The organism is Sporosarcina sp. FSL W8-0480 (assembly GCF_037963765.1).
Classification (GTDB): Bacteria; Bacillota; Bacilli; order Bacillales_A; family Planococcaceae; genus Sporosarcina.
Genome location: NZ_CP150166.1, coordinates 1,629,078 through 1,651,520, shown reverse-complemented (window position 1 = coordinate 1,651,520; position 22,443 = coordinate 1,629,078). Strand labels below are relative to the sequence as shown.

Genomic DNA, 22,443 nt, shown 5'->3' with positions numbered 1-22,443 from the left:
TTCCTCCTTTTAATGTGTCCGACGTGGTGAAATAAGCTGTACATATGACCTACTTTGCGCTGGCCTAATTAAAATTGGCCTCATACTTCCATTGTATTGAAATGTAACATCTTCTTCGTGAATTGCTTTAATTGCTTCCGCCAGATACTTACCATCTAAAGTGATGTCAAAATCATTACCTTGCATCTCTACAATCTTTTGACTTTCCTCAATCATACCGATTTCTGTTGAACTTGAAGCTATTTTCATAGATCCATTTTCACTGAGCTTCAAATGCACATTATTATGTTTTAATGCTCCCGAGAAAATGCATGCCCGCTCTATACCAGCGAGAAGATTTTTTCGATTCATTGTTATCGTTGAAATATATGCTGTCGGTATTAACGTTTCTGTATTTGGATAATTACCTTCAATTAACGCCGAAATCATCTTTGTACTACCTATTTTCATTGTTAAAAAACGATTGCCTAAAGTTATTTCAATGATTGTATTGTCATTTTCTTTACTGGATAAAACTTCAAGTAGACTTGCTTTAGGCACTACAATCGCTTCAGTTAAGTCTGAGGAAACGTTCACTTCACATCGCGCCAATCGATTCGAATCGGTTGCAACGCAAATAAGTTTCCCCTTTGCAAGTTCTATCCTCACACCTTCAAGCACTGGTTTTGCATCATTTTTCGCAACAGCAAATAAGGTCTGTTTGATAGTGTCCTTGAGTATACCAAGGCGCAACTTTACAATTTGTTGTGAATTCACATCTGGTAATTTAGGATATTCATTAGCATCAAAACCAGGAATCTTTGTTACAATTTCACCGGATTTTATGACAATCTCATTATTACTACCAGATTGAATATGTACTTTTGCAGGAAGCTTTTTAAGGAGCTCACTAAAGTATTTCGACTGTATAACGACACTACCACCTTCTAGTACTTTTAGACTGTCAGTGTTAGTCGGAATTGTAGTTTCAATAAACAATTCAGAGTTCCCACCAGTGAGCTTTAATCCTTCATTACTTGCCTCTATTTTGATTCCTGATAGAATCGGAATCACACTTCTCGATGCACATACTTTATGTAGTTCAGAAATAACAGTGGAAAGCAAAGAGCCATCTATGGTGAATTTCATTTTAATTGCCCCCTTCCCTTTTGAATCTCAACACGATCCCATCTGATCTTCCATTTTTTCTTGTCGACCCTATCATTGAATACCATCAATCGGTCTTCTGTTCTACTAAAATAGGGTGTAGGCCTGATTTGAAAGTTTATGACGTCTTCTATACCATGTGGGGCGGTTAATACCACATTCTCAATATTATCAAGCTTCACTCCTAAAGCAGTAACGGTTTCCGGGAATTTCGAAATTGCATCTACTGATGATTGATACGGTGTAAAATCATTTATAAGATGCATTCTTGTTTGATTTTTCACGGACCATGGCTGACCCGGATAAATCTCAGTTAATCTTTTTTCATATTCCTTTTCAATACCTTCATCGATTTTGGAAGGATCGAAGTAAATGACGTCAATATCGGGTAATGGGGTTCTTTCCTCGTATCCATATAATGTATCCCATATTTTGGTCCTCACGAAACCAGCACACACCCACCAATCAGGCAAATCTAATGACTGCACACATTTTAATATTTCCATCATCCACGTGTCCTCTTGAATAACACGAATTATATCTTTTTCACTTTCAATCAATGCTGTAATCCCCTTTTCAAAACTCAATCTGATGTGTAGAGTCAGAAACCTACATAGCTACTTGGGTGGTCATTCATTTTTTCAATAAACTCGGCCAGTTCTACTATACTTTTACTTGTTCAATCTTAATTGTCACTTTTTGTCACACCTTCCACTTGAATTGCTATACGCATATAGTGTTTCTGGCACTTCAAATCTTAATTTCTTACAAATATGTTGTGAATATGGACACGTTGAATCGACTTCTTTTTCAATAAATGCTATTCCGTTCTTTACAGCATCCTCAATTTGTCTATGAATCAACTTATCCAAATCAGTTAAAATCGTTAGATCAGCCACTCCAACCCAGCCTAATTCCCAACTTTTTTGCTCAGCCTCATACATAAGGCTGAAGCCAATAACTTCCTGCCCTTCAACAATGACATAGCTATGTTCTTTCATGAGTCCATCCGTAGTTGCATCTCTCCAGCTATCCATAGGCAAGTTCGCAACAGGATTGTCCAAATGGGTTTCCGTGTATGTCTTTTTGCAGAGTTCAACTAAACTATTCATTCGTATATCATCGTTCCAAATTTCATTGACAGTCAATATGCGATCATCCTGCACTATTTCCCCTTTGGAAACTGGTTCAATATGTATAATCTCCGTTTTTCTAATCATCCTGAATGCTTTTTGGCTTAAAAGCTTTGTTAGTCGATAAAACCTGTCATCCAACAGAATAAATATTGGTTCATCATACTTATCTTGCAGCTTTGTAATCATCGAAAGAAGAGCTTGTTCATCAACTCTGATCAGATCAAAGGCAAATTGAACATAAATACAATATGGATGCCAAGAAGATTTGTGAGTAGAAGCCACTACAATTATTTCTTCATCGTTTTGTACGGAATATATTTCTTTATGGAACTTAGCGGAAATACTACTGTTCATCCGCTCCACTAAATCATTATTCCTTGAAAATACTTTCGCTATGAAACTGCCTAACCTACCTATTTCATTCTCATTATTGTTATCCAACTTCTTAATTCTCAATCCAATACTCCTTCCCATCATCACTACGATTCATGAAACGATAGTCAATGATTAAGCGTCGAATGGTTGCAAAATCAGGATATACTTCTTTTAAAATTTCATTTATCTCTTTTTCTAAATATACTTCTCCAACTTCAAATCGCTTAATTATTTCTTGGGCAATGATATACTTCCTTTTCTCTTTGCTTGGAAACGTATCGAGAGGTCCATCCAATCCTTTTCTGAAATAATTTTTAATCACTTTCTCTCGTTCTATTTCAGTAACTTGAAATCTTTCTTCCATTTCTATCAATCCTTTATATTTATGTTCTTTGAGAGCTCTGTAAAATGCACATTGGCTAATTCAAGAAGGTCAAATCGCCTATCATCAATTAACTTATTCAATTTCCTATATTCCAACCATGCCTGGTCATATTCGTGTTTCGATATAATTTGTTGATTGAACGCATCTTCTATTTCATCCGCATCTTTCTCAATCACTTCTCCTGTAGGCAGAACAATCAGATCCAAAAACCAATCATCCATCCACGGACCATTCATATCACAATATCCACTTTGCTTACAAATATCGATATACCATTGGACGACTTGATTTTCATCATTGAAAACGGTCGTTACTGAATAATGTTCATCATCCGGAAAATGCTGCAACCAACTATATCCTTTGTTGGCGATGCAAGTATTTCTTTCGCCATACTTCATGAACAAAGGCTCTTTCACTTCATCCATACGGAAAAGGGTCACATGCCCACTGAATTCGGAAGTCTTATAATACTTTTCGACATAACTCTTCTTCAAGATCCGTTTCCAGTCATATCTGCTGCCATACTTTCTCTTCAACATTTACCTATACCCCTAACTCGGTCTTTCGCTATATGGATGAAGTTGACCGATTATCCTCTCGTCCTTCTTATTAACAATCTGCTCAATGACCCCGCCTGCGATTTCCTCATGCGTCAGCCATCTTGAAGATCCTTCCTCCTTCACAAAGCCAAGGAATACTTTTTCATATACACAGTTGGTCGAGACCCTAATTTCTTCATCTTCAAAATATCTGCGGCTACCTTTCACATGAATAAGTCTAAAAGATATTGCATTGCCATTCATTTCGCAAATCTGTTCAAGCGCAGGGTAATTTGGTGTCCAGCTGACGATCAAACCAAATGGACCCCGTTCCGCAATCGCTTTTTCTACTTCTGAAAAAAGCGCATTTGAATAATAATCAACTTGGATTGGAAAAATCATATTAGGTGGACTTTCCGTTTTCAATCGTTCAAGCTTTGCAGCTGTCCGTCCTATCACAGAAACAGAATACCCACGATTCGCTAAAAACGTTGTTACTCCTGCAAGCATGCCTGTTCCACCGATGACGAGCGCGTGGTTACTGTTCATCATTTACCCCCCCCTATTTGAAATTGACACAGGTGCTCCTTCCAAAAAAGACAGTAATTCCTTGAAAACTTCCTTCCGATGATTTCCTAACCCATGCGCTCCATCTTCATAGATGATCACTTCACATCGTCCTCCATGTTCCTCAATTTTCAGCTTCATTTCCAGCACTTCTTCATTAGATGACGTTGTGTCTTGGCCGCCATGCACAATTAACAATGGACTTTTAATGGCAGCCGCTTGATGTAATGGATTTCGCTCGATCTTTGCTACCAGTTTTTCTTCTGGATCAATCGGATACGCCCTTGGAAGATGATAACCCAAATGAACGCCTAATTCTTTCACTTTTTCGGGTTTGAAATGGTGAACCGGTATATGGAGGCCATCATAGGACACCACTTCATACTCTTCCTTTTCCGACAGGTTATGAACAAAATCCTTTATAATTAACTCATTCTTCCCATGCATGAGATCTATTAGATAAATTGAGGATGCTTCATTGCAAATATAAACCTTTGTTGCATCGGGATTCAGAACCGCAGCTGGCCCCCTTTGGGTTGCGGCAATCGATATAGCTTCAGGCAAAGGAAACTTTTTCTTGATTCGGCCATCGATCATTGAAACAACAAGGATTTCGTGCTGACAGATGACAAGGACTTTTTTCTCTTGTTGAAAGAAAAAGCCTCCTTGAAGGTCAGGAAAAGAAAGTGTTGTCAAAAATGAATTTGAACTTACATGATAGATTTGTAAGCATCTCTTACCATCCGACAGTTCACTTAGGATAACGTGCTCCGAATCCGCGCTCCAACATCCCCTGCCGATTTCATAATGTGTATTGTCCCGTTGTGGCAGTTGAACAAGATTCCCATCTATTACATTTAGCAGCATTGCCCTTCCCGGCATATTTGGCTCATCTAATTGGTGTCTTGTAAATACTATGTAGCGACTACATGGAGAAATATGCGGGAATCGATCAATGCACCGATTGCAATTTGTCTGTTGAATTATCTCTCCGCAATTCATATCGAGGGTATAAATATTAGGCGGTATCCGTGAATCTTTATGACCGCTAAAACAGAGTGTAGACCCGTCAGCCGACCACACACCGAAACTCGAACGTACCCCATCAATATCGACGATTGGTATAATCTTCCCGTCTGCCAAGCTCATGGAATAAATTTTCCCATCCATGCAGCCAAAAGCGATTTCTTTACCTGTTGGTGAAATTCGCGGACTTAGTGGCACATATCCCTTACTCGTATATAAACGGTTTTTCCCTGTTCTACTATCAACTACTTCGAGCATATTTGTTCCTTCAGGAGTTTCCTTGAAGAGTACAAGCGTATTCGTGTCCTCATGAACATCGAGATCTTTGTACATTATATTCAGTCGCTTTCTTAGGAATTAGATAGATAGTTTTTTGCCAAATGGTAAGCAGTCACCGTGAAAAGCTGGGTAATTTCTTTATTTCTAATCAGTTCTTCAATACTTTCAAAAGGGTAATACACAACATCTAACACTTCTGTTTCATCCAAGTTTTGCTCATGCATATGTACGGCTTCAGTCATTAAATAGCTGATTACTTTATTCGTTTGTGTTGCGGGATTAACCATGAATTCCCCTAAGAGGATCAGCTTTTGTTCCGAAATATACCCAGTCTCTTCACGAATTTCACGTCGGATTGCCTCCTCATACGATTCGCCTTCCTCAATTTTCCCAGCAGGTACTTCAAGATAAAAACCGTTCCCTGGATGGCGGTATTGCCTTACTAAAACAATTTCATTGTCTTCAGTCAACACAACTGCATTTACCCAATCTGCATACTCGTTAACGTAGTAATCTTCAATCACTGTTCCATCAGACATTTCACAAGTATCTTTACGCAAATTCCCAAACGGCGACTTATACGTGTATTCACTGTTCAATACCTTCCATTTTTCCAACTACCTGACCTCCGTTTTCAATCCAATCTTTTAATACCCGGTTAAACAACTGCGGTTTAGCCACTGGAAATCCATGTCCGATTCCCGATACGAAAAAAGTCTCGCCTTTTTGATTACCGTCAACTATTTTCTGAACGCTTTTCTTCACTAAACCCTTTTCTTTTTCACCGGCAGTCACTAAAATACGTGCAGTGCTATTTGAGATCTTTTCAGGTAGTTTGAAAGCCATATTCTCTTTTAAAACCGCTATAAGAGTGGAAGGATTCATTCTCAAACTATCTTCATAATACTTAGTGAAAAAATCTCCATCCATATACAATTGTTTTGCCTGTGCCTTAGCGAACGTCTTATTTTTAATAAGTGGGAAAGTCATTTTAATTGTCGGTGTAATGAAGGGAATCATATATTTCGTTGGAATGACAACCGCACTATTGACCATCGCGGAATTGATAAGAGTTGGTGCAAGGCTCAAGATTTCAAGACAAATTTGTGCTCCTATTGAGAAACCGATTATATGTACGTCCTCGCCTTTTTTCTTTTCTGTTATTAGCTTGATCACTTCAACAGCATTTTCCCGTATGGAAAAAATCGTTTCATCACTTCTGTCCCCATGGCCTTGAAGTGTAGGAATGAGCACGTGGTAGTTCGTGAAATAGTCCGCCTGCCGATCCCACATCCAACCTCCTACACCGCCCCCATGTAGAAAAACGAGGAGCGGTGCTTCTTTATTTCCAAACTCTTTTACATGCATAACGAAGACTCACTCCTTGCTATCAAACCGTAAAATATGGGTCGTTTCAGAGGCAGAATCGTCGAACTCAAAACCGCATGCACGATAAAATGCATCTGCTTTCGCTGAATCAGTTCGCACGGTGATTTCTTTGAAATGGTTTTTCGCATGATCCACAATTGATTGTTGTAGCAAAGTCCCCACACCTTGGCGTCGAACCTTTTCCAAAACGTAAAATCTTCGAAGACGAGCAACTTCCTCATCTTGAGAAAACGGGGATTTATTGATGCCACCGATTGCAACAACCTCGCCATCTTTATCTACTACACAAAAAAGTGCTTCACCGGGTTTTGAGAATGTATTTGTTCCATCTGCATAATCAGATACCAATCGAGTAACAAAACGATAACCTTCCTTCTCGCTTTCCTGAACCAATTGATCAATATTCAATACGTTTAAGTCATTTACCCGTTCAACGAAATACCCCATTCTACTCTCCCCCTTATTTTTGAATATACTATTTAATTAACTTCTACAAGTGCACCGATAAAACCTGCTTAATTTTAACTTTGTATATTTACTGCTAAACAAATAAAAATGAGTCCGAAAGCATTTTCTTGAGCGCAAATGCAATTTCTTGAGCGCAGAAGAATTTTCTTGAGCACAAAAGCAATTTCTTGAGCGCAATAGAATATTCTTGAGCACAAATGCAATTTCTTGAGCGCAGAAGCATTTTCTTGAGCACAAATGCAGTTTCTTGAACGCGGGGGACACTTCCGCAGTAAAATCCCGTAAATGCAGTCACTCTGGACGGCGTTTACGGGATTAGGTTTTTTTCATTCAATCTAACTATTTTCATCAGTATTCATACTGCACTCTCATAATGGAGCGAATACTAATTTGCCCTCCTTCTATCGGAGTTCCGCCGGCTGCCATAGTAACTGATTTGAAAGCAACGGGGGGCTCTCCACCGCCGTCTAACTCAGTTACTTTTATAGGCTGGGAATCGATTTGTAAATGTAATGTATTAGCAATTGTACTTGCCTTCACTTGTGCATCCTGTAACGCTTTGACGATTGCCTCTTGCTTATGCTGTTCAACATTCCTCACGGAAAACTGTACATTTGAAACACGATTCGCCCCGTTCGCCACTACAGTATCAATAACAGTTCCAACTTGTTGAATATCCGAGAGTGTCACAGAAATGGCATTGGTTACTTCATATCCCCTAAAAACCTGTTCACCATCGACATAATCATATCGTGGGAAAATGGAGTATGTTACCGTTTGGATATTTTCTCTTTGTATTCCTAACTGATATAAAGATTGGAGCACTTGATTCATCAATGCGGCATTTTCTTGCTGCGCCTCTTGCAGCTCTTTACTTTGTGTATTGATTTCCAATTGTATCGTTGCAACGTCTGGCTCGGCCATTACTTCACCATTTCCCACTACCGTTATTAAACGAGAAGAATGCTTCACTTGTTGACGGATATATGGATAATACAAAGGGAACCCCCTCCCTATTTTTTGTTCCACTTCAATGTATGCCAGACATGTGTAGAAAATTAAAAATGCCCCCGACATTTACAGTCGAGGGCATCTTTGTTACAACTATAAAATTTTACTAAAGAACGCTTTTGTTCTTTCATTTTTAGGGTTTGAGAAAATTTCATCGGGGGTTCCTTCTTCTACCAATAAACCTTGGTCTAAAAATAATACTCGATCTCCCATTTCCCTTGCAAACCCCATTTCATGAGTGACGACAACCATCGTCATCCCTTCCATGGCAAGTTGTTTCATGACATCTAATACTTCCTTCACCATTTCAGGGTCCAACGCAGATGTAGGTTCATCAAATAACATAACTTTCGGTTTCATCGCAAGTGCTCTGGCGATAGCAACCCGCTGCATTTGCCCCCCAGATAATTGCTCGGGATATGCATTCGCTTTATCGGCCAACCCGACCTTTTCAAGTAACTCGAGTGCCAATTCCTCCGCGTCTTTTTGTTTCATTTTCCGGATTCGAATCGGAGATATAGTAATATTATCGAGCACACGCATATGTGGAAACAAGTTGAATTGCTGAAAAACCATACCCACTTCACGACGAATTTCATTTATATCTGTTTTCGGATCGTTGATTTTCACACCATCTATGAACACTTCACCGTCTGTTATTTCTTCAAGAAGGTTGATGCATCTCAAGAAAGTACTTTTTCCTGATCCACTTGGACCAATGACACAGATGACTTCTTTCTCTCTAATGTCATAATCAATACCTTTCAAAACATCCAAATGCCCAAACGATTTATGCAAGTTCCTAACTTTAATCATCGTAACCCTCCTCCCATTGAAGAGCGTCTCGTTCTAAAAACCGACCTTCTTGAGGACGGTACGTAACTATTGCTAAACCGTTTTTCAATATAATTGATGAGCTTCCCGCAAGCGAATGTCAAAATAAGATAAAGGACAGCCACCGTTAAGTAGGGCTCCCAAAATCTTTGGTAGACGCCCGCTACGACTTTACCCGCATAGAGAATATCGCTTGCCGCGATAACCATGAGTAGTGAAGAATCTTTTAGCAATGCTATTAATTCATTGCCAAGCGGTGGAATCATTCTTCTGAAAGCTTGTGGCAAGATCACCAATTTCATAGCAGTATTATGGGGCATTCCAAGTGAACGGGCAGCTTCCATCTGTCCCCTATCAATGGATTGAATTCCAGCACGAATAATTTCGGCATTATAAGCTGCACTATTTAGCGTAAGTGCTAATACCCCTGAAACAAAATAGCCTAAGGAGTGTCCGAAAAGACTTGGAATCAAAGCGGTGTGGATTAACAGGATTTGCACCAATAAAGGAGTTCCTCGAAAAAAATCTACATAGTATTTCGCCGGATAGAAAATCCATTTTCTTTTTGATAACTTGCCCAACCCGACGATCAACCCTAATATAAACCCTCCAACATAACCTGCAGCTGTCAATCCAAGAGTTACCCAAATTCCACGAATGAAAAGCTCGCGGTAACTCCAAATATTTTCCATCATTTCAAATCTAATACCTAAAAACTCCAAGATAATCACCTCCATGATGTGAATGACTATTGCTTATTAATCAGCATTTACTCCACATCAAAGCCAGTAATTTCTTTTAGTTTTCCGTTCGACTTAATCTTTTGGATTCCCTCATTTAAGAGATCAAGTATTTCCTGATTTCCTTTTTTGACCATTAATCCGTAGTATTCTTTTTCAAAACTATCATCTTCAACCGTTTTTAGTTTTACATTAGGATTATTTGTCTTGTAATCAATGATAACCGCATTGTCCCCGACAGAAGCATCCGCATTTCCATTGATCATTTCAGTGATTGCAAGCGGCATCGTTTCGGTTGCAACGATTTTTGAACTTGTTTTTCCTAATAAATCGGCAACTACGAGATGCCCTGTAGTATTGATTTGCACTGAAACTCTCTTATCAGCTAAATCACTGAATGATTCCACATCAGAATCCTCCGGGACTAAGATCAATTGATTCGCAATGAAATACGGATCAGAAAAGTCAAATGACTGTTTCCGTTCGTCTGTAATTGTTATAGAAGATACTGCAAAATCAACCTCACCGTTATCTACCGCTGGGAATAGTGGCTCCCAACCATAGTTCTTATATTCGACTTCAAAACCAGCCGCTTCCGCAATTGCATTCACAATGTTAATATCAATTCCGACAATATTCCCTTTTTCATCCATAAACTCCATTGGTGCATAAGTAGCGTCCGTACCAACGATCAATTTCTTCTTCCCGCCAGAATTTGTTGATTCAGTTCCCTCACTTGAATTCGTTGAACCTGCACCACAACCAATTAATAGAATAGATAGACAAGCCATTGCAACCCCTAATAGTAAACGCCTAAATGACATCCTTCCCAATCTAATTCCCCCTATATGTTTAGTAATTTACTGAATAGATTGATACTTTAATTGATTATATACGAAAAAAGGTCTATTCACAACAAAATATTTTAAATCAATTGTTAATATAGAATAATCTGTCATACATGTATAAAAAAACCGCTCCTTCGTCATCTTTCGACTTTCAGAGCAGTTTAGTATTATATAAAATTTTCCATTCAAGTAAATGCAGGCATAGTAACAGCCACCATCAATAAGAATAAAATCGCTATATAATTAACGGAATAAAGGAACATGACATACGCCCATTTATCATCATCTTTCGTAAAGAACCCACGGATTGAAATCACTAAGAACCCGATATTCAATACCGTTGCAAGGACGATAAATACCATTCCCAGTGAACTTAAATAGAAGGGAAGTGGCAACAAACAAGCTATATAAACGAACATTTGCCGTTTTGTCATTTTGAATCCTCGAACCACTGGCAACATAGCTACATTCGCAGCTTTATATTCATCGTACTTCCGCATTGCAATCGCGAAAGTATGCGGCATCTGCCAGATGAACAAAATGATGAAAAGTACTACCGGAACAATATGATATGCAGGTGCAATGGCTGCCCAGCCAATCAACGGAGTTACAGCACCGGAAATACTACCAATAACAGTGTTTAATGTATATTTTCGTTTTGTCCACATTGTGTACATGATTACATACGTAAACCAGCCAATGAAACCATAAATTGCTGCTTCCATCGTCGTAAACATTAGCATGATCAAACCAATCGCAGACATGGAAATTCCGATTCCAAGAACGGTCTTTAATGATATATTTCCAGTAACTGTAGGACGTTTTTGTGTTCTTTTCATCACAGTATCGATATCTACGTCATACCAGTTGTTTAAGACAAGAGCCCCACCCATTAAAATCGTGCTGCCAATAATCGAGAGCCAAAACAACTTGCTGTTCGCAAGTAATGTTCCGCCGGTAAAATGAAGGGCAAGCCAAAAGCCAACGAATACGGGAAGTGCATTAGCAATTAACACAGGACCTTTGAATAGCGACTTAATATCTCTAATAATTGAGCCCGCCTTTTCTTTATCCATTGTAGTATTTTCAGTGTACTGAATTTCAATTTCTTTCGTCATCTATATACTCTCCCTAGAGGTATTTCGAAGTTATATAATTCTTATCATAACATTTCATCCTTTGTAATATAAACGTTTTCGGACTTTTTTTCAGGGAATCCCCTTACTTTATCAACACTTCGTCACAAATTATTCAAATGTGCTGCTTTGTATATCACTGTGATTTGCAGGTTATGTTAAAGGTAGTGCACTGGAAAGGATGAATGGATATATGAAAAAAATATTTTCCTTCATTTTCTTAGTACAATTATTGCTAATCGCATCTGCATGTAGCGACCAAAACATTGTACCGAAAGAAAAAGCAGGTAATGTAGTCGATACATATGGCATCAAAACATTTACAGTGACAATTGATACGAAAGAACAGAAAGAGGCGCTTCATGTTAGCTTTACAGAAAAAAAAGACCGTTCTGAAGCCGAGTATTCAAACAAGAAGGATGAAATCAGTCTTCATGGTGAAAAGGCCCTAAAGAAAATAATGGCGGCATTCGAAAAGCTTGAACCGGATCCAGAAGCGGATGAAACAGAATTAATCACGAAAACCGCGGAGGCATTTGATTTTAAGGATTACAAGATGATTCGGTTAGAGGTCACGTTCAAAGGATACGATCCTAAGGAGATCATGTTTTCCAAATAGCGAAGAGACATCGGAGGCTGGATTGATTGGCCATCGGTGTCTTATTTATTTTATTAAACAATCATCAAACAGGGTAAAGGATAGAAAAGTTAGTTCAAGGAGGCGATTCATTTGGAATGGAAAGGCAGAAGAGGCAGTAAGAACATAGAGGATCGAAGAGGAATGGGAGGAAAAACGATTGTTGGTGGCGGTATCGGAGGTATCGTTATTCTTCTCCTTGTAATGTTTTTTGGAGGTGGTGACCCCGGCGATATCCTTAATAATCTAACAACCGCTCCGTCAAATACAGAGTACGTGGAGACAGAGCAAGATAAGGAATTGGCTGATTTTGTGTCTGTCGTATTGGCGGATACAGAAGACGTATGGACAGCAATATTCCAACAAGAAGGAATGGAATACCGTGAGCCGATTCTTGTTCTATATTCAGGAAGTGTGCAGTCTGCATGCGGGATGGCTGGTGCAGCGGTTGGTCCATTTTATTGTCCATCTGATGAGAAATTATATATCGACTTAAGTTTCTATGACGAACTACAAACGCAATTCAAAGCACCTGGTGATTTTGCGATGGCGTATGTTATTGCCCATGAAGTTGGGCATCATGTACAGAAGTTGTTAGGAATAAGTGATGAAATGAATAAAATTCGTTCACGGGTAAGTGAGGAAGAGTATAATAAGTATTCCGTTCGCTTGGAGTTGCAAGCTGATTATCTCGCTGGCGTCTGGGCACACCACGCGCAAGGAATGGGCGTCCTTGAGGAAGGCGATTTAGATGAAGCATTGACTGCGGCCAGCGCAGTCGGAGACGACACAATCCAGAAGAGAGCCCGTGGATATGTTGTTCCGGAAAGTTTCACACATGGTACTTCTGAACAGAGGAAGAAATGGTTTTATCGTGGATTCGAAGCAGGAAACCTTGAAGAAGGAGACACGTTTAGTGCATCCGATCTTTAATTGAATAAGAAGGTGAAGGATTTCTGTTCTGTTGAACAATTCCTTCACCTTCTTGTTAACGTTTAAACTCAAACTACACTCGATACAATTTTCGACTGTTTATCAAGTTCAGATGCTGATGATGCAATTTTGAGGAAGTCTTCCATTGCCACTTCGATTCTTTGCTGACAGCGGTCCACATTTTCCTCAGCCAAAGTCGTCCCTTTGGAGATGTTTTGGATTTCAGCTGTAATTGCTTCTACCCCTTCTCGTACTTCCACAATGGATTTTTCCACTCTCGCGGACAATTTCCTTACTTCTTTTGCAACGACATCGAATCCACGCCCATGCTCGCCCGCCCTTGCCGCTTCAATTGCTGCATTTAAAGCGAGTAAATTCGTTTGAGCTGCAATTTCTCGAATCGTCTTTACGATATACTGAATGCTTTCAACATGGGTTTCTAAATTGCCTAAGGTATTTGTATTGGTACGGGATATATCAGCAATGTCTTCGATGAGGGCCAACAATTCCTTACTACGTACAATGCCAATATCCGCTCGTTCAGTCAACCCTTCTGCCATATGACTGAGCTCTTCAACGACCGATGTGATGGAGGCCTGCCTAAAAGTAATATTTGAAGCGACTTTTGAAATGCCGATCACTCTATTCCCATTCGAACTGAAAACAGGCATATACGTTGCTTCAAGCCAGACTTTATTACCGTTCTTGTCCTTCCGTACCACCTTCTCTTGTTTGCTACTGCCACGCTTCAATTCATTCCAAAACAATTCGTATTCCCTACTTGTTGCGTAATCATCGAAACATAAATCCTTATGAGAGATTCCGATCATTTCTTCTTTCGTATACCCCATTGCATTCGCGAATATATCATTCACAAACGCGATTCTATGATTTAGGTCAAATCGAATAATTGCGAGATTCTTTTCAAGTGATTTGACTACGTGATCATCTGTAACTTGTTCATTTATCTGACTCATCTCGTTCCCCCATTTGCGTTTATGTTCCAATTACGATTTCACTTTCCAAATTAGCAAGCGCAGCTAAAATGCTTGAACCTGTAATATGACTTGTTTTCGGATTATCTGGAGATGGGTTATTTTTAATCGTCATGACGAACTCTCCGAAAGCACCAACTACTTCAATCTGATGAGTATTTTGAATAACTGCTGGATCTGCTATGATCCGGACAGCTGTCTTGTCCACCCCTTGTCCAGCTAAAGATAAGACAATTGCAACGTTTGCATTCTTCGGGAAGAGTTTTATAGCTTCTTGGGCTGTTCCTTCGAATAAGATTTCTTCCTTTGTAATAATTGCATCGGAGAGTGAATTTGCAGGCTTTCTTGTTGTCAGCGTTACAGACTCCAATCCACCAGCCAATCTTGCCGCCTTCAGTGCATCCAATCCACCAATTGCACCTGATGGTAAGTAAACCCGTTTTCCGTATTTTTTCGCGTTCTCTTTTAAAGTATCGGCAAAAGGAGAATCTGCTAATGCTCCTATGCTGATTAGCATCAGATTTTTCTTTTTAATGATTTCTGAAGCGTATAACGTAGCCGTTTCAATAGTAGCGCATTCGACTACGATATCGATATCCGATTCTAAGAATGATTGAATATCCTGAAACGAGTCACAACCGTACTTTTCTGCAAGTATGGAAAGTTCGTCTCTCGCTTTTTCTCTTCCATCGAAAATAGAGACAATCTTACAGTTTGATAAGATTTTATCTTGATTTAGTTTTCGTAAAAGAAACAAGCCTAAATTTCCTTTTCCGATTAGACCTATCCTGATTGGAATCAATCCTTTCTTTCGTTATTCCTTATTTTTGGAGGCTTTTTTGAGATACATTTGGTAGATCGGTTTTAATGATTTTGGTGTTAAGTCGATACCGTTTTCGTATGCGTATTTCACGGCATGTCCAAGCGCGATTGTCATTCCACCAGCTACGCTCGCTCCTGCAACCATTCCGGCTCCTGGAACTACTTTTATAATTTGCCTAAAGATTGTTTTTCCGATATTGCCAACGATTGTGGCGATAATCAGTTCCTTCGCCTTGTCCTTCGTTATTTTTTTGCCATATAGGGTCGACAGCTTCAACATCAAGCTTACCTGTAAAGCAGTAAGAGGGACAAAATCCGAGCCGGGTATCGGCACTGCCCCGATGGCCGCGGCAGAAGCCCCAGCTCCCAATATCCAACGATTTGCAATCGCTGATTTATCGGCCATATTAGTTGCCATTAAAATGTCTTTTTTTTTCGTCTCAAGTAATTCAAGCACTTCTTTTTGAAGCAAGCCGATATTCTCTCCGGTACGCGAAGATATCGGGGTGATCGGATAGTTATAATCCGTATGGTCCCCGACATATTTTACCAAACCTGCGATATCATCCGCTGCGTCTATTTTATTCAACACAAGGATTATATCATTATTCACTTTAGCAATTTTCTTTAGTGATTTAAGTTCCGTTTCTGATAATACAGTTCCCGCTGCATTCAGAAAGAATAAAATTAGGTCTGCCTGTTTATAAAACTTCATTGTTTCGGCGGAATGCTCACTATAAATATCGTCCAATCCAGGTGTATCGACGAAAATGATTTTTTCCTTAAAAACGAATTTCCTGATTTCGATTGTTTCACCGGGCTTTGCACCAACCTCGGCAACTTCAGCCCCCATTAGTCGATTGATGGTAGATGATTTACCCGCATTGACATCACCAATCATCGCAATCAGAATTTCACTTTCTAATTGTTCGTTGATTTCGGATGATTTCTCGTCAAAGATTCGGTCAAACTCTTCATTTGACATCCATTGCTTTTCCATTCGGATCACCTTCCCGTTTTTATTTCTGTCTATAATACGGTTAGTATGTGGTTAAGTTTCAGTACATTAATCAATACCCCTATATCGATGTCGTGAAAAGTGATAGCGGGTAAGGTTTAACTTGATTTACGCACGTAAGAATTCATCAAACCATAATACACATTGGTAAGTACCCTTCCAATCGGGATCTTTATCCTCAACACCCCAACATGCATATAACGTCGACATTCCAATTGCCGCTTCTAACAGTCTTTCACGGTTCAAATCCAATTGTTCCGAGATTGTTTCGACCCGAAGCCTTAACAGCTCTTTTGGATTGGGTTTAGTAAATAGATGATTGATCATGAATGAAACAAGGTCAAAGTGTGAATCGCCTCCCACACCTTTCGGGTCAATTGCCAACCAGCCTCGTTCAGTGGAATATAGAATATTTTCATGGTGCAGGTCGCCATGCAATAGTTGAATTTTGGTTGAAGATTGCATGATTTCTTCTATATACGTTTCAGCCATATTTACACGTTCTGTTGGAATTGGTCCATCATTTGTCGGGAACATTTTACGGTAATTCGAAAATGCTGATGCCCAGTTCGTTATCGTCGGATATTCGCCTGTCTCTGGGAGTGGCCGGCGGATAGATTTCCAGACTTCGCAGAACGTCTTGATAACAACTTCTTCGTCCTCAATTGCAGAAAGCATCTTACCAGGTTGCAACTTTTCAAGTAGCATCGCACCGATTTCCAGATCCGATTGAATCACTTTTGCACATCCATTACCGTCGTAATGTTGAACCGTCCTTACTTCATTCTGAAAATCAAAACCCGGCAAACCCATTTTGAGTATGTATTCGTTATTATTTTTGTCTTTGACATTGATGACATAGTTATAGGAAAGATTATTTACTGGGCTCTCAAGTATCAGGCCCCACTTCTTCGCTATTTCTTTTGTTTTTGCTCCCAAAGCGTGCAACCATGTTTCACCTGGGATACCGAAGCAGTTTATTATTTTCTCCTGAAATACATGTGGTATATCCATTTTCAAGCTCCTTTTGCCCCATTTCTATTAAGTTTACCTTAGATTGCAGAATAATAGAATTACATAATTATTCTTCATGAATGACCTTCACATAAAGTTATCGATCATTTCCTAAGTTTTATCGATTATTTCCCGCTTTATATCGATCAATATGGATAGGATATCGATTATTTCCCGGCACTTATCGATCATTTCCCACGATATATTGTCATTTCATTACTTTCGACCTACAAGCTCCACACTAAAAATCCGCCGCATGGACAACATATCCAATGCGACGGCCATATTCCCCTTATGCATATCTTCTATGAACCTTTTTCCCATCATATGAGAACACGATTTGTTTAGAATCGATATACGTCTCCAAGTGGACGATACGGCCCCATAATTGATGAACATAAGGAAGGACATTCTCCAAATAGGGGACATCTAATTCCGTTCCTTCAAACTTATGCACCAGATACAGCTCACCATTTCGAACGTAGTCTCCATCATGGACGAGGATGTAAGGAAATCCACAATTGACCCGCTGGGCGATCAACCGATCTTGCACATTTCGATACTCTTTATCTGATATTTTATAATAACTTCCTTTTTTCTCGAATACATACATGTCTTCCTGTTGAACGATATCCTTTGTCAAGTAGTTCCTTATGAATGAAATATCGGAATCCATTTCCCTAACTTCAAACATTTTTTCCCTACCAGAATTTGGAGTCACCCCAAACTCCATCATTTCTTTGGTAGGATTATCGTATCGGCGTTCAATATCCTCGAAAATCTTCAGTCCCAAGTAATATGGATTAATGGATGTTCTTGACGGCTGAATTACATTCGCATTCAGTTTGGCAAATTCGATTGTTTCATCTGCTGTCAAGTCCATTTCCCTAAGAATCCGTTGGTGCCAGAATGTCGCCCAGCCTTCATTCATAATTTTCGTTTCCATTTGTGGCCAGAAATAGAGCATTTCCTCACGAATCATCGTCAAAATATCACGCTGCCACTCTTTTAATTCCCGGCTATGCTCCAATATGAAAAGCAATATATCCTTTTCAGGCTGAGCAGGGAATCTTTTTCTTGTTGTTTCCAAAGGGGGCGATGTTAGTTTACGATGGTCAATTTCCCAGAGGTCGTCGTATGCGGTTTTCCGAATTGCGGGTTTCGTTTCTTCTTCCTCTACCTCTTCATTACCATATCTCCATCTCACAAGGGAAGGATCGATATGTTCCTGAATCGCAAGCACCGCGTCCAAAAACTGTTCAACCTCGTCTTTTCCATAAATCATTTCATAATTTGCTATACGCTCCGCAGTTGCAGTCATGCTTTCGACCATATCACGTCTCGTATTCGCAAACCTTGCATTATTTTTAAAGAAATCACAATGGGCTAACACGTGGGCGATAATCAGCTTATTTTGGATCAGTGTATTACTTTCAAGTAAAAACGCGTAGCAAGGATTTGAATTGATCACTAATTCGTATATCTGACTCAGCCCTAAATCATATTGCAATTTCATTTTATGGAACTGCTTCCCAAAGCTCCAATGAGAGAACCGCGTCGGCATACCGTAAGCACCAAATGTATAAATAATATCTGCTGGACAGATTTCATAACGCATCGGATAGAAATCCAGGCCGAACCCTTTTGCTATTTCCGTTATTTCTTCAACCGCATATTGCAGTGCTCTTCGGTCCGTCATTCGGCCCCCTCCTGACGCTTGTGGAAAAACTTCTTCAATGCATGGTAAACATCTTTATTATCTTTTAACACATAATGACGGAATTTCGGATCTTCTATTTTATTGTACGTATTCATCAGTGTTGAATATCGGCTATGGGCATTCACTTCCCCATAACCGAACATATTTGAGACTGCCATCAACTCATTCACTAACGATAGACATTTCCCGTTATCGGATGACATATTTTCACCATCTGAGAAATGGAATGGATAAATATTAAAGCGAGTCGGGTTGTATTTTTTGGAAATGAGCTCGAGCGCTTTTTCATATGCGGTCGAGCAAATTGTCCCTCCACTTTCACCTTTGGAAAAGAAATCTGTTTCTGATACCACTCTCGCAATCGTGTGATGGGCGATGAATTCAATTTCCACCTTTTCATATTTCGTGCGTAGAAACTTCGTCATCCAAAAATAGAAGCTTCTTGCCATATACTTTTCAAAGGTTCCCATAGAAGCACTTGTATCCATCATCATCAGAACGACTGCACTTGACTGCGGCTTTGTTACTTCATCCCAAGTTTTAAACCGCAAATCATCATTATAGATTGGCATAATTCCCGATTTGCCTTCCATTGCATTCCGTTTAAACGCTGCAATAATTGTTCTTTTTTTATCAATATTTCCGATTAATCCTTTCTTTCTTATGTCATTGAAGGTGATAGACTCATCGGTAATATCCACCTGTTCACGTTGTTCAAGATTTGGCAATTCCAATTCCTTGAATAAAGCCTCTTCTATTTCAGCAATAGATACTTCAGCCTCGTAAAAGTCCTTGCCCGGCTGATCACCCGCCTGTTTTCCTTTTCCGTTGCCCTGTTTTCCATCACTTGCAACAACGTCACCCACCTGGCTCTTTCCATCGCCTTGCCCGACATGCTTAGACTTATCGTGATTGTATCGGATTCTATATTCATCTAACGACCGTATTGGTATTTTGATAATCTCTTTGCCGTCCGACATAACAATGCTTTCTTCGCTGATCAATTCAGGTAAATTGCTATGAATCGCTTTTTTCACTTTATCCATATGGCGTTTTTGATCCTGGTATCCTTTTCGGTGAAGCGTCCAATCTTCCTGAGAGACGACAAAAGACTCGTTTTGATTGTCATGCAATTTTAGTCACCTACCCCAGTCCACTCATTTTTTTAGTATATGCAACGACTGGCGGGTTATTGAAACCTATTAACGGTTTAGAAGGCTTCCGACATAACGTAGTAATTCATTTGCAGAAACTGAATTATAGCCATATTCATCAATCAACCTGGTGACGACTTCATTGATTTTCTTCAATTGTGTTTCGTCAGGCATTGTGGATGAGGTAGTAATTTTCACGACGTCCTTCAAATCCGCAAATAATTTCTTTTGGATAGCCTCTCGTAACCGCTCATGCGATTTGTATTCGAATCGCTTGCCCTTCCTTGCATATGCCGAGATCCGGATAAGAATTTCTTCACGGAAAGCTCTTTTCGCATTCTCTGAAATTCCTATTTGTTCTTCGATAGAACGCATTAGCTTTTCATCTGGATTCATTTCCTCGCCAGTGAGCGGATCTTTTAATTTATGTTTATTGCAAAATGCCTCCACGTTATCGAGGTAATTATCCATCATTGTCTTGGCAGATTCTTCATACGAATAGACAAAAGCTTTCTGAACTTCCTTCTTAGCAATTTCATCATATTCCTTACGAGCAATGGAAATATAATTCAAATACTCTTCCTTATCTTCCTTGGATATAGATGCATGCTGATCCAATCCTTCTTTTAGGGCACGCAGCACGTCAAGCGCATTGATGGCATCTACTTCTTTACGAATGATGGCGGATGAAATCCGGTTAATGACATATCTCGGGTCAATTCCATCCATTCCTTCGTTCGGGTATTCTTTTTTCAACTCTTCCAAATCCGCGAGATTAAAGCCCTCAACGTTTTCACCATCGTATAGTCGCATTTTCTTCACGATATCGATTCCTTGTTTTTTCGAAACTTTTAACCTCGTCAATACAGAAAAAATGGCAGCCACCCTAAGGGCATGTGGTGCTATATGAACATGGGACATATCACTTTCCCGGATCATCTTTTCATATATTTTCTCCTCTTGGCTTACTTTCAAGTTATACGGAATCGGCATGACGATAATTCGCGAATGAAGTGCTTCGTTCTTTTTATTGGAAATGAAAGCCCGATATTCTGTTTCATTCGTATGAGCAACGATTAATTCATCTGCGCTTATTAACGCAAATCGACCAGCTTTGAAGTTCCCCTCCTGGGTCAAGGACAGGAGATGCCATAAAAATTTCTCATCCAACTTCAACATCTCTTGAAACTCCATCATTCCACGATTCGCTTTATTCAGTTCACCATCAAATCGATATGCACGTGGATCAGATTCGGATCCGTATTCAGCAATCGTAGAGAAATCGATACTTCCTGTTAAATCGGCAATATCCTGGGATTTCGGATCGGACGGAGTAAATGTTCCTATTCCAACCCTTTTATCCTCTGAAAAGAAAATCCTTTCTATTAATACATCCTCAATCCGCCCACCGTATTCCTTTTCAAGGCGCATCGTGTTTAATGGAGAAAGACTGCCTTCAATTCGTATTCCGAATTCCTCATAAAAGTCATCTCTTAAATGCTCAGGAATCAGATGCAGCGGGTCTTCATGCATCGGGCAGCCTTTAATGGCATACACAGCACCTTCATCCGTTTTTGAAAATTGTTCCAACCCACGTTTTAACAGCGTCACAATGGTCGACTTTCCTCCACTGACCGGCCCCATTAGCAATAGGATTCTCTTTCTAACATCAAGACGTTTAGCTGCCGGATGAAAATATTCATTGACCAATCGCTCGATTGTATCTTCAAGCCCATAAATTTCATCGTCAAAAAAGTTGAATTTAGAGTGACCATTTACTTTTGTTTCCCCATGGCTTTTAATCATTTCATACACACGAGAATGAGCAGTTTGCGCAACTTCCTTACGAACTTTTAAAATGTTCAAATACTCTTCAAAGGTGCCTTCCCACTTCAACCTGTTTTCCTCTTCACGGAAGTGTTCGACTTTCCGCAATATATCCATTCATTTCCCTCCATTCAGGGCGTGGTTTCAACCATTGTATGCAGCAGAACTCATTAAAATGAAACTTACAAAACTATGCGGCTAAATGAATAAGCATTTAACCGGCTTTACTCCCACTTTTGAAAGTTATTTTTGCTTGTATTGTTGATGAAAATATTATAACGTTAATAGTTACAATATATGTTCACACTTTTCTTGAAAATCATTTTTCAACTGCTATTTAATTTTTCTTGACGATGCTGTTTTTTACTTTATAATTAGAATGATTTTATACCTAAAGTTAGGAAGTGCATACTGCATATCCTAATTGGATAAAACGAAAAGGAG

At 39.4% G+C, this 22,443-nt stretch carries 25 protein-coding genes; 2 read left to right on the top strand and 23 right to left on the bottom strand.

Annotated features, from left to right (window positions below):
* Positions 1–9: 9 nt before the first annotated feature.
* From dnaN to cyoE, 16 genes are all read right to left on the bottom strand, one after another.
* Positions 10–1,128, bottom strand: coding sequence for a DNA polymerase III subunit beta (gene dnaN, locus NSQ43_RS08645; RefSeq protein WP_339249321.1), 1,119 nt, complete (start codon positions 1,126–1,128; stop codon positions 10–12).
* Positions 1,125–1,706, bottom strand: a complete 582-nt coding sequence (locus NSQ43_RS08640) for a nucleotidyltransferase family protein (protein WP_339249319.1) — start codon at positions 1,704–1,706, stop codon at positions 1,125–1,127. Before NSQ43_RS08640 ends, dnaN begins: the two co-directional genes overlap by 4 nt.
* Before the next feature lie 132 nt (positions 1,707–1,838).
* Entirely contained in the window at positions 1,839–2,738 is a 900-nt protein-coding gene (locus NSQ43_RS08635) for a hypothetical protein (RefSeq protein WP_339249316.1), read from the bottom strand.
* Entirely contained in the window at positions 2,728–3,021 is a 294-nt protein-coding gene (locus NSQ43_RS08630; protein WP_339249315.1) for a DUF2087 domain-containing protein, read from the bottom strand. The genes NSQ43_RS08635 and NSQ43_RS08630 overlap by 11 nt, the downstream gene beginning before the upstream one ends.
* A 5-nt stretch (positions 3,022–3,026) precedes the next feature.
* Positions 3,027–3,581, bottom strand: a complete 555-nt coding sequence (locus NSQ43_RS08625) for a DUF402 domain-containing protein (protein WP_339249313.1) — start codon at positions 3,579–3,581, stop codon at positions 3,027–3,029.
* Between the two features lie 12 nt (positions 3,582–3,593).
* Positions 3,594–4,133, bottom strand: coding sequence for a short-chain dehydrogenase (locus NSQ43_RS08620; RefSeq protein ID WP_339249312.1), 540 nt, complete (start codon positions 4,131–4,133; stop codon positions 3,594–3,596).
* The gene (locus NSQ43_RS08615; protein WP_339249309.1) at positions 4,134–5,507 is read right to left on the bottom strand and encodes a dienelactone hydrolase family protein; all 1,374 of its coding nucleotides are present in this window, start codon (positions 5,505–5,507) and stop codon (positions 4,134–4,136) included. It abuts the gene before it with no gap.
* A gap of 17 nt (positions 5,508–5,524) precedes the next feature.
* Entirely contained in the window at positions 5,525–6,070 is a 546-nt protein-coding gene (locus NSQ43_RS08610; RefSeq protein WP_339249307.1) for an NUDIX hydrolase, read from the bottom strand.
* Positions 6,042–6,821 (bottom strand): alpha/beta hydrolase, encoded by a 780-nt coding sequence (locus tag NSQ43_RS08605; RefSeq protein WP_339249305.1) that lies wholly within the window; start codon positions 6,819–6,821, stop codon positions 6,042–6,044. Before NSQ43_RS08605 ends, NSQ43_RS08610 begins: the two co-directional genes overlap by 29 nt.
* Before the next feature lie 9 nt (positions 6,822–6,830).
* A complete protein-coding gene (locus tag NSQ43_RS08600) occupies positions 6,831–7,289 on the bottom strand; it encodes a GNAT family N-acetyltransferase (RefSeq protein WP_339249303.1) in 459 nt (152 codons plus the stop codon).
* A gap of 94 nt (positions 7,290–7,383) precedes the next feature.
* On the bottom strand, positions 7,384–7,545 hold the full coding sequence (locus NSQ43_RS08595) for a hypothetical protein (protein ID WP_339249301.1): 162 nt from the start codon (positions 7,543–7,545) through the stop codon (positions 7,384–7,386).
* A gap of 113 nt (positions 7,546–7,658) precedes the next feature.
* Complete coding sequence (locus tag NSQ43_RS08590) at positions 7,659–8,309, bottom strand: SIMPL domain-containing protein (protein ID WP_339249299.1); 651 nt, start codon at positions 8,307–8,309, stop codon at positions 7,659–7,661.
* A gap of 105 nt (positions 8,310–8,414) precedes the next feature.
* A complete protein-coding gene (locus NSQ43_RS08585) occupies positions 8,415–9,137 on the bottom strand; it encodes an amino acid ABC transporter ATP-binding protein (protein WP_339249297.1) in 723 nt (240 codons plus the stop codon).
* Entirely contained in the window at positions 9,134–9,877 is a 744-nt protein-coding gene (locus tag NSQ43_RS08580; RefSeq protein WP_339249295.1) for an amino acid ABC transporter permease, read from the bottom strand. Before NSQ43_RS08580 ends, NSQ43_RS08585 begins: the two co-directional genes overlap by 4 nt.
* A 47-nt stretch (positions 9,878–9,924) precedes the next feature.
* Positions 9,925–10,719 (bottom strand): basic amino acid ABC transporter substrate-binding protein, encoded by a 795-nt coding sequence (locus NSQ43_RS08575; protein ID WP_339254848.1) that lies wholly within the window; start codon positions 10,717–10,719, stop codon positions 9,925–9,927.
* A 209-nt stretch (positions 10,720–10,928) separates the two neighbouring features.
* Positions 10,929–11,861, bottom strand: coding sequence for a heme o synthase (gene cyoE / locus NSQ43_RS08570; RefSeq protein ID WP_339249292.1), 933 nt, complete (start codon positions 11,859–11,861; stop codon positions 10,929–10,931).
* A gap of 211 nt (positions 11,862–12,072) precedes the next feature.
* On the opposite strand from cyoE, the gene NSQ43_RS08565 reads away from it, so the two are divergent.
* Entirely contained in the window at positions 12,073–12,498 is a 426-nt protein-coding gene (locus NSQ43_RS08565; protein ID WP_339249290.1) for a YusW family protein, read from the top strand.
* 111 nt (positions 12,499–12,609) lie between these two features.
* On the top strand, positions 12,610–13,449 hold the full coding sequence (locus NSQ43_RS08560; RefSeq protein WP_339249288.1) for a neutral zinc metallopeptidase: 840 nt from the start codon (positions 12,610–12,612) through the stop codon (positions 13,447–13,449).
* A gap of 68 nt (positions 13,450–13,517) precedes the next feature.
* On the opposite strand, the gene NSQ43_RS08555 is transcribed toward NSQ43_RS08560, so the two are convergent.
* The 7 genes from NSQ43_RS08555 to NSQ43_RS08525 all read right to left on the bottom strand — a co-directional run bounded on the left by NSQ43_RS08555 (position 13,518) and on the right by NSQ43_RS08525 (position 22,116).
* Positions 13,518–14,426 carry a methyl-accepting chemotaxis protein gene (locus NSQ43_RS08555; protein ID WP_339249287.1) on the bottom strand — a complete coding sequence of 303 codons (909 nt, stop codon included), beginning with the start codon at positions 14,424–14,426 and terminating at the stop codon, positions 13,518–13,520.
* Between the two features lie 19 nt (positions 14,427–14,445).
* On the bottom strand, positions 14,446–15,246 hold the full coding sequence (gene nadX, locus NSQ43_RS08550; RefSeq protein ID WP_339249284.1) for an aspartate dehydrogenase: 801 nt from the start codon (positions 15,244–15,246) through the stop codon (positions 14,446–14,448).
* A gap of 12 nt (positions 15,247–15,258) precedes the next feature.
* Positions 15,259–16,266, bottom strand: a complete 1,008-nt coding sequence (locus tag NSQ43_RS08545) for a GTPase (RefSeq protein WP_339249281.1) — start codon at positions 16,264–16,266, stop codon at positions 15,259–15,261.
* Positions 16,267–16,392: 126 nt separating this feature from the next.
* Positions 16,393–17,298 carry an aminoglycoside phosphotransferase family protein gene (locus NSQ43_RS08540; RefSeq protein ID WP_339249278.1) on the bottom strand — a complete coding sequence of 302 codons (906 nt, stop codon included), beginning with the start codon at positions 17,296–17,298 and terminating at the stop codon, positions 16,393–16,395.
* A gap of 292 nt (positions 17,299–17,590) precedes the next feature.
* Positions 17,591–18,997 (bottom strand): SpoVR family protein, encoded by a 1,407-nt coding sequence (locus NSQ43_RS08535; protein WP_339249275.1) that lies wholly within the window; start codon positions 18,995–18,997, stop codon positions 17,591–17,593.
* A complete protein-coding gene (gene yhbH / locus NSQ43_RS08530; RefSeq protein ID WP_339249272.1) occupies positions 18,994–20,151 on the bottom strand; it encodes a sporulation protein YhbH in 1,158 nt (385 codons plus the stop codon). Before yhbH ends, NSQ43_RS08535 begins: the two co-directional genes overlap by 4 nt.
* A 69-nt stretch (positions 20,152–20,220) precedes the next feature.
* Entirely contained in the window at positions 20,221–22,116 is a 1,896-nt protein-coding gene (locus NSQ43_RS08525; RefSeq protein ID WP_339249270.1) for a PrkA family serine protein kinase, read from the bottom strand.
* Positions 22,117–22,443 lie beyond the last annotated feature (327 nt).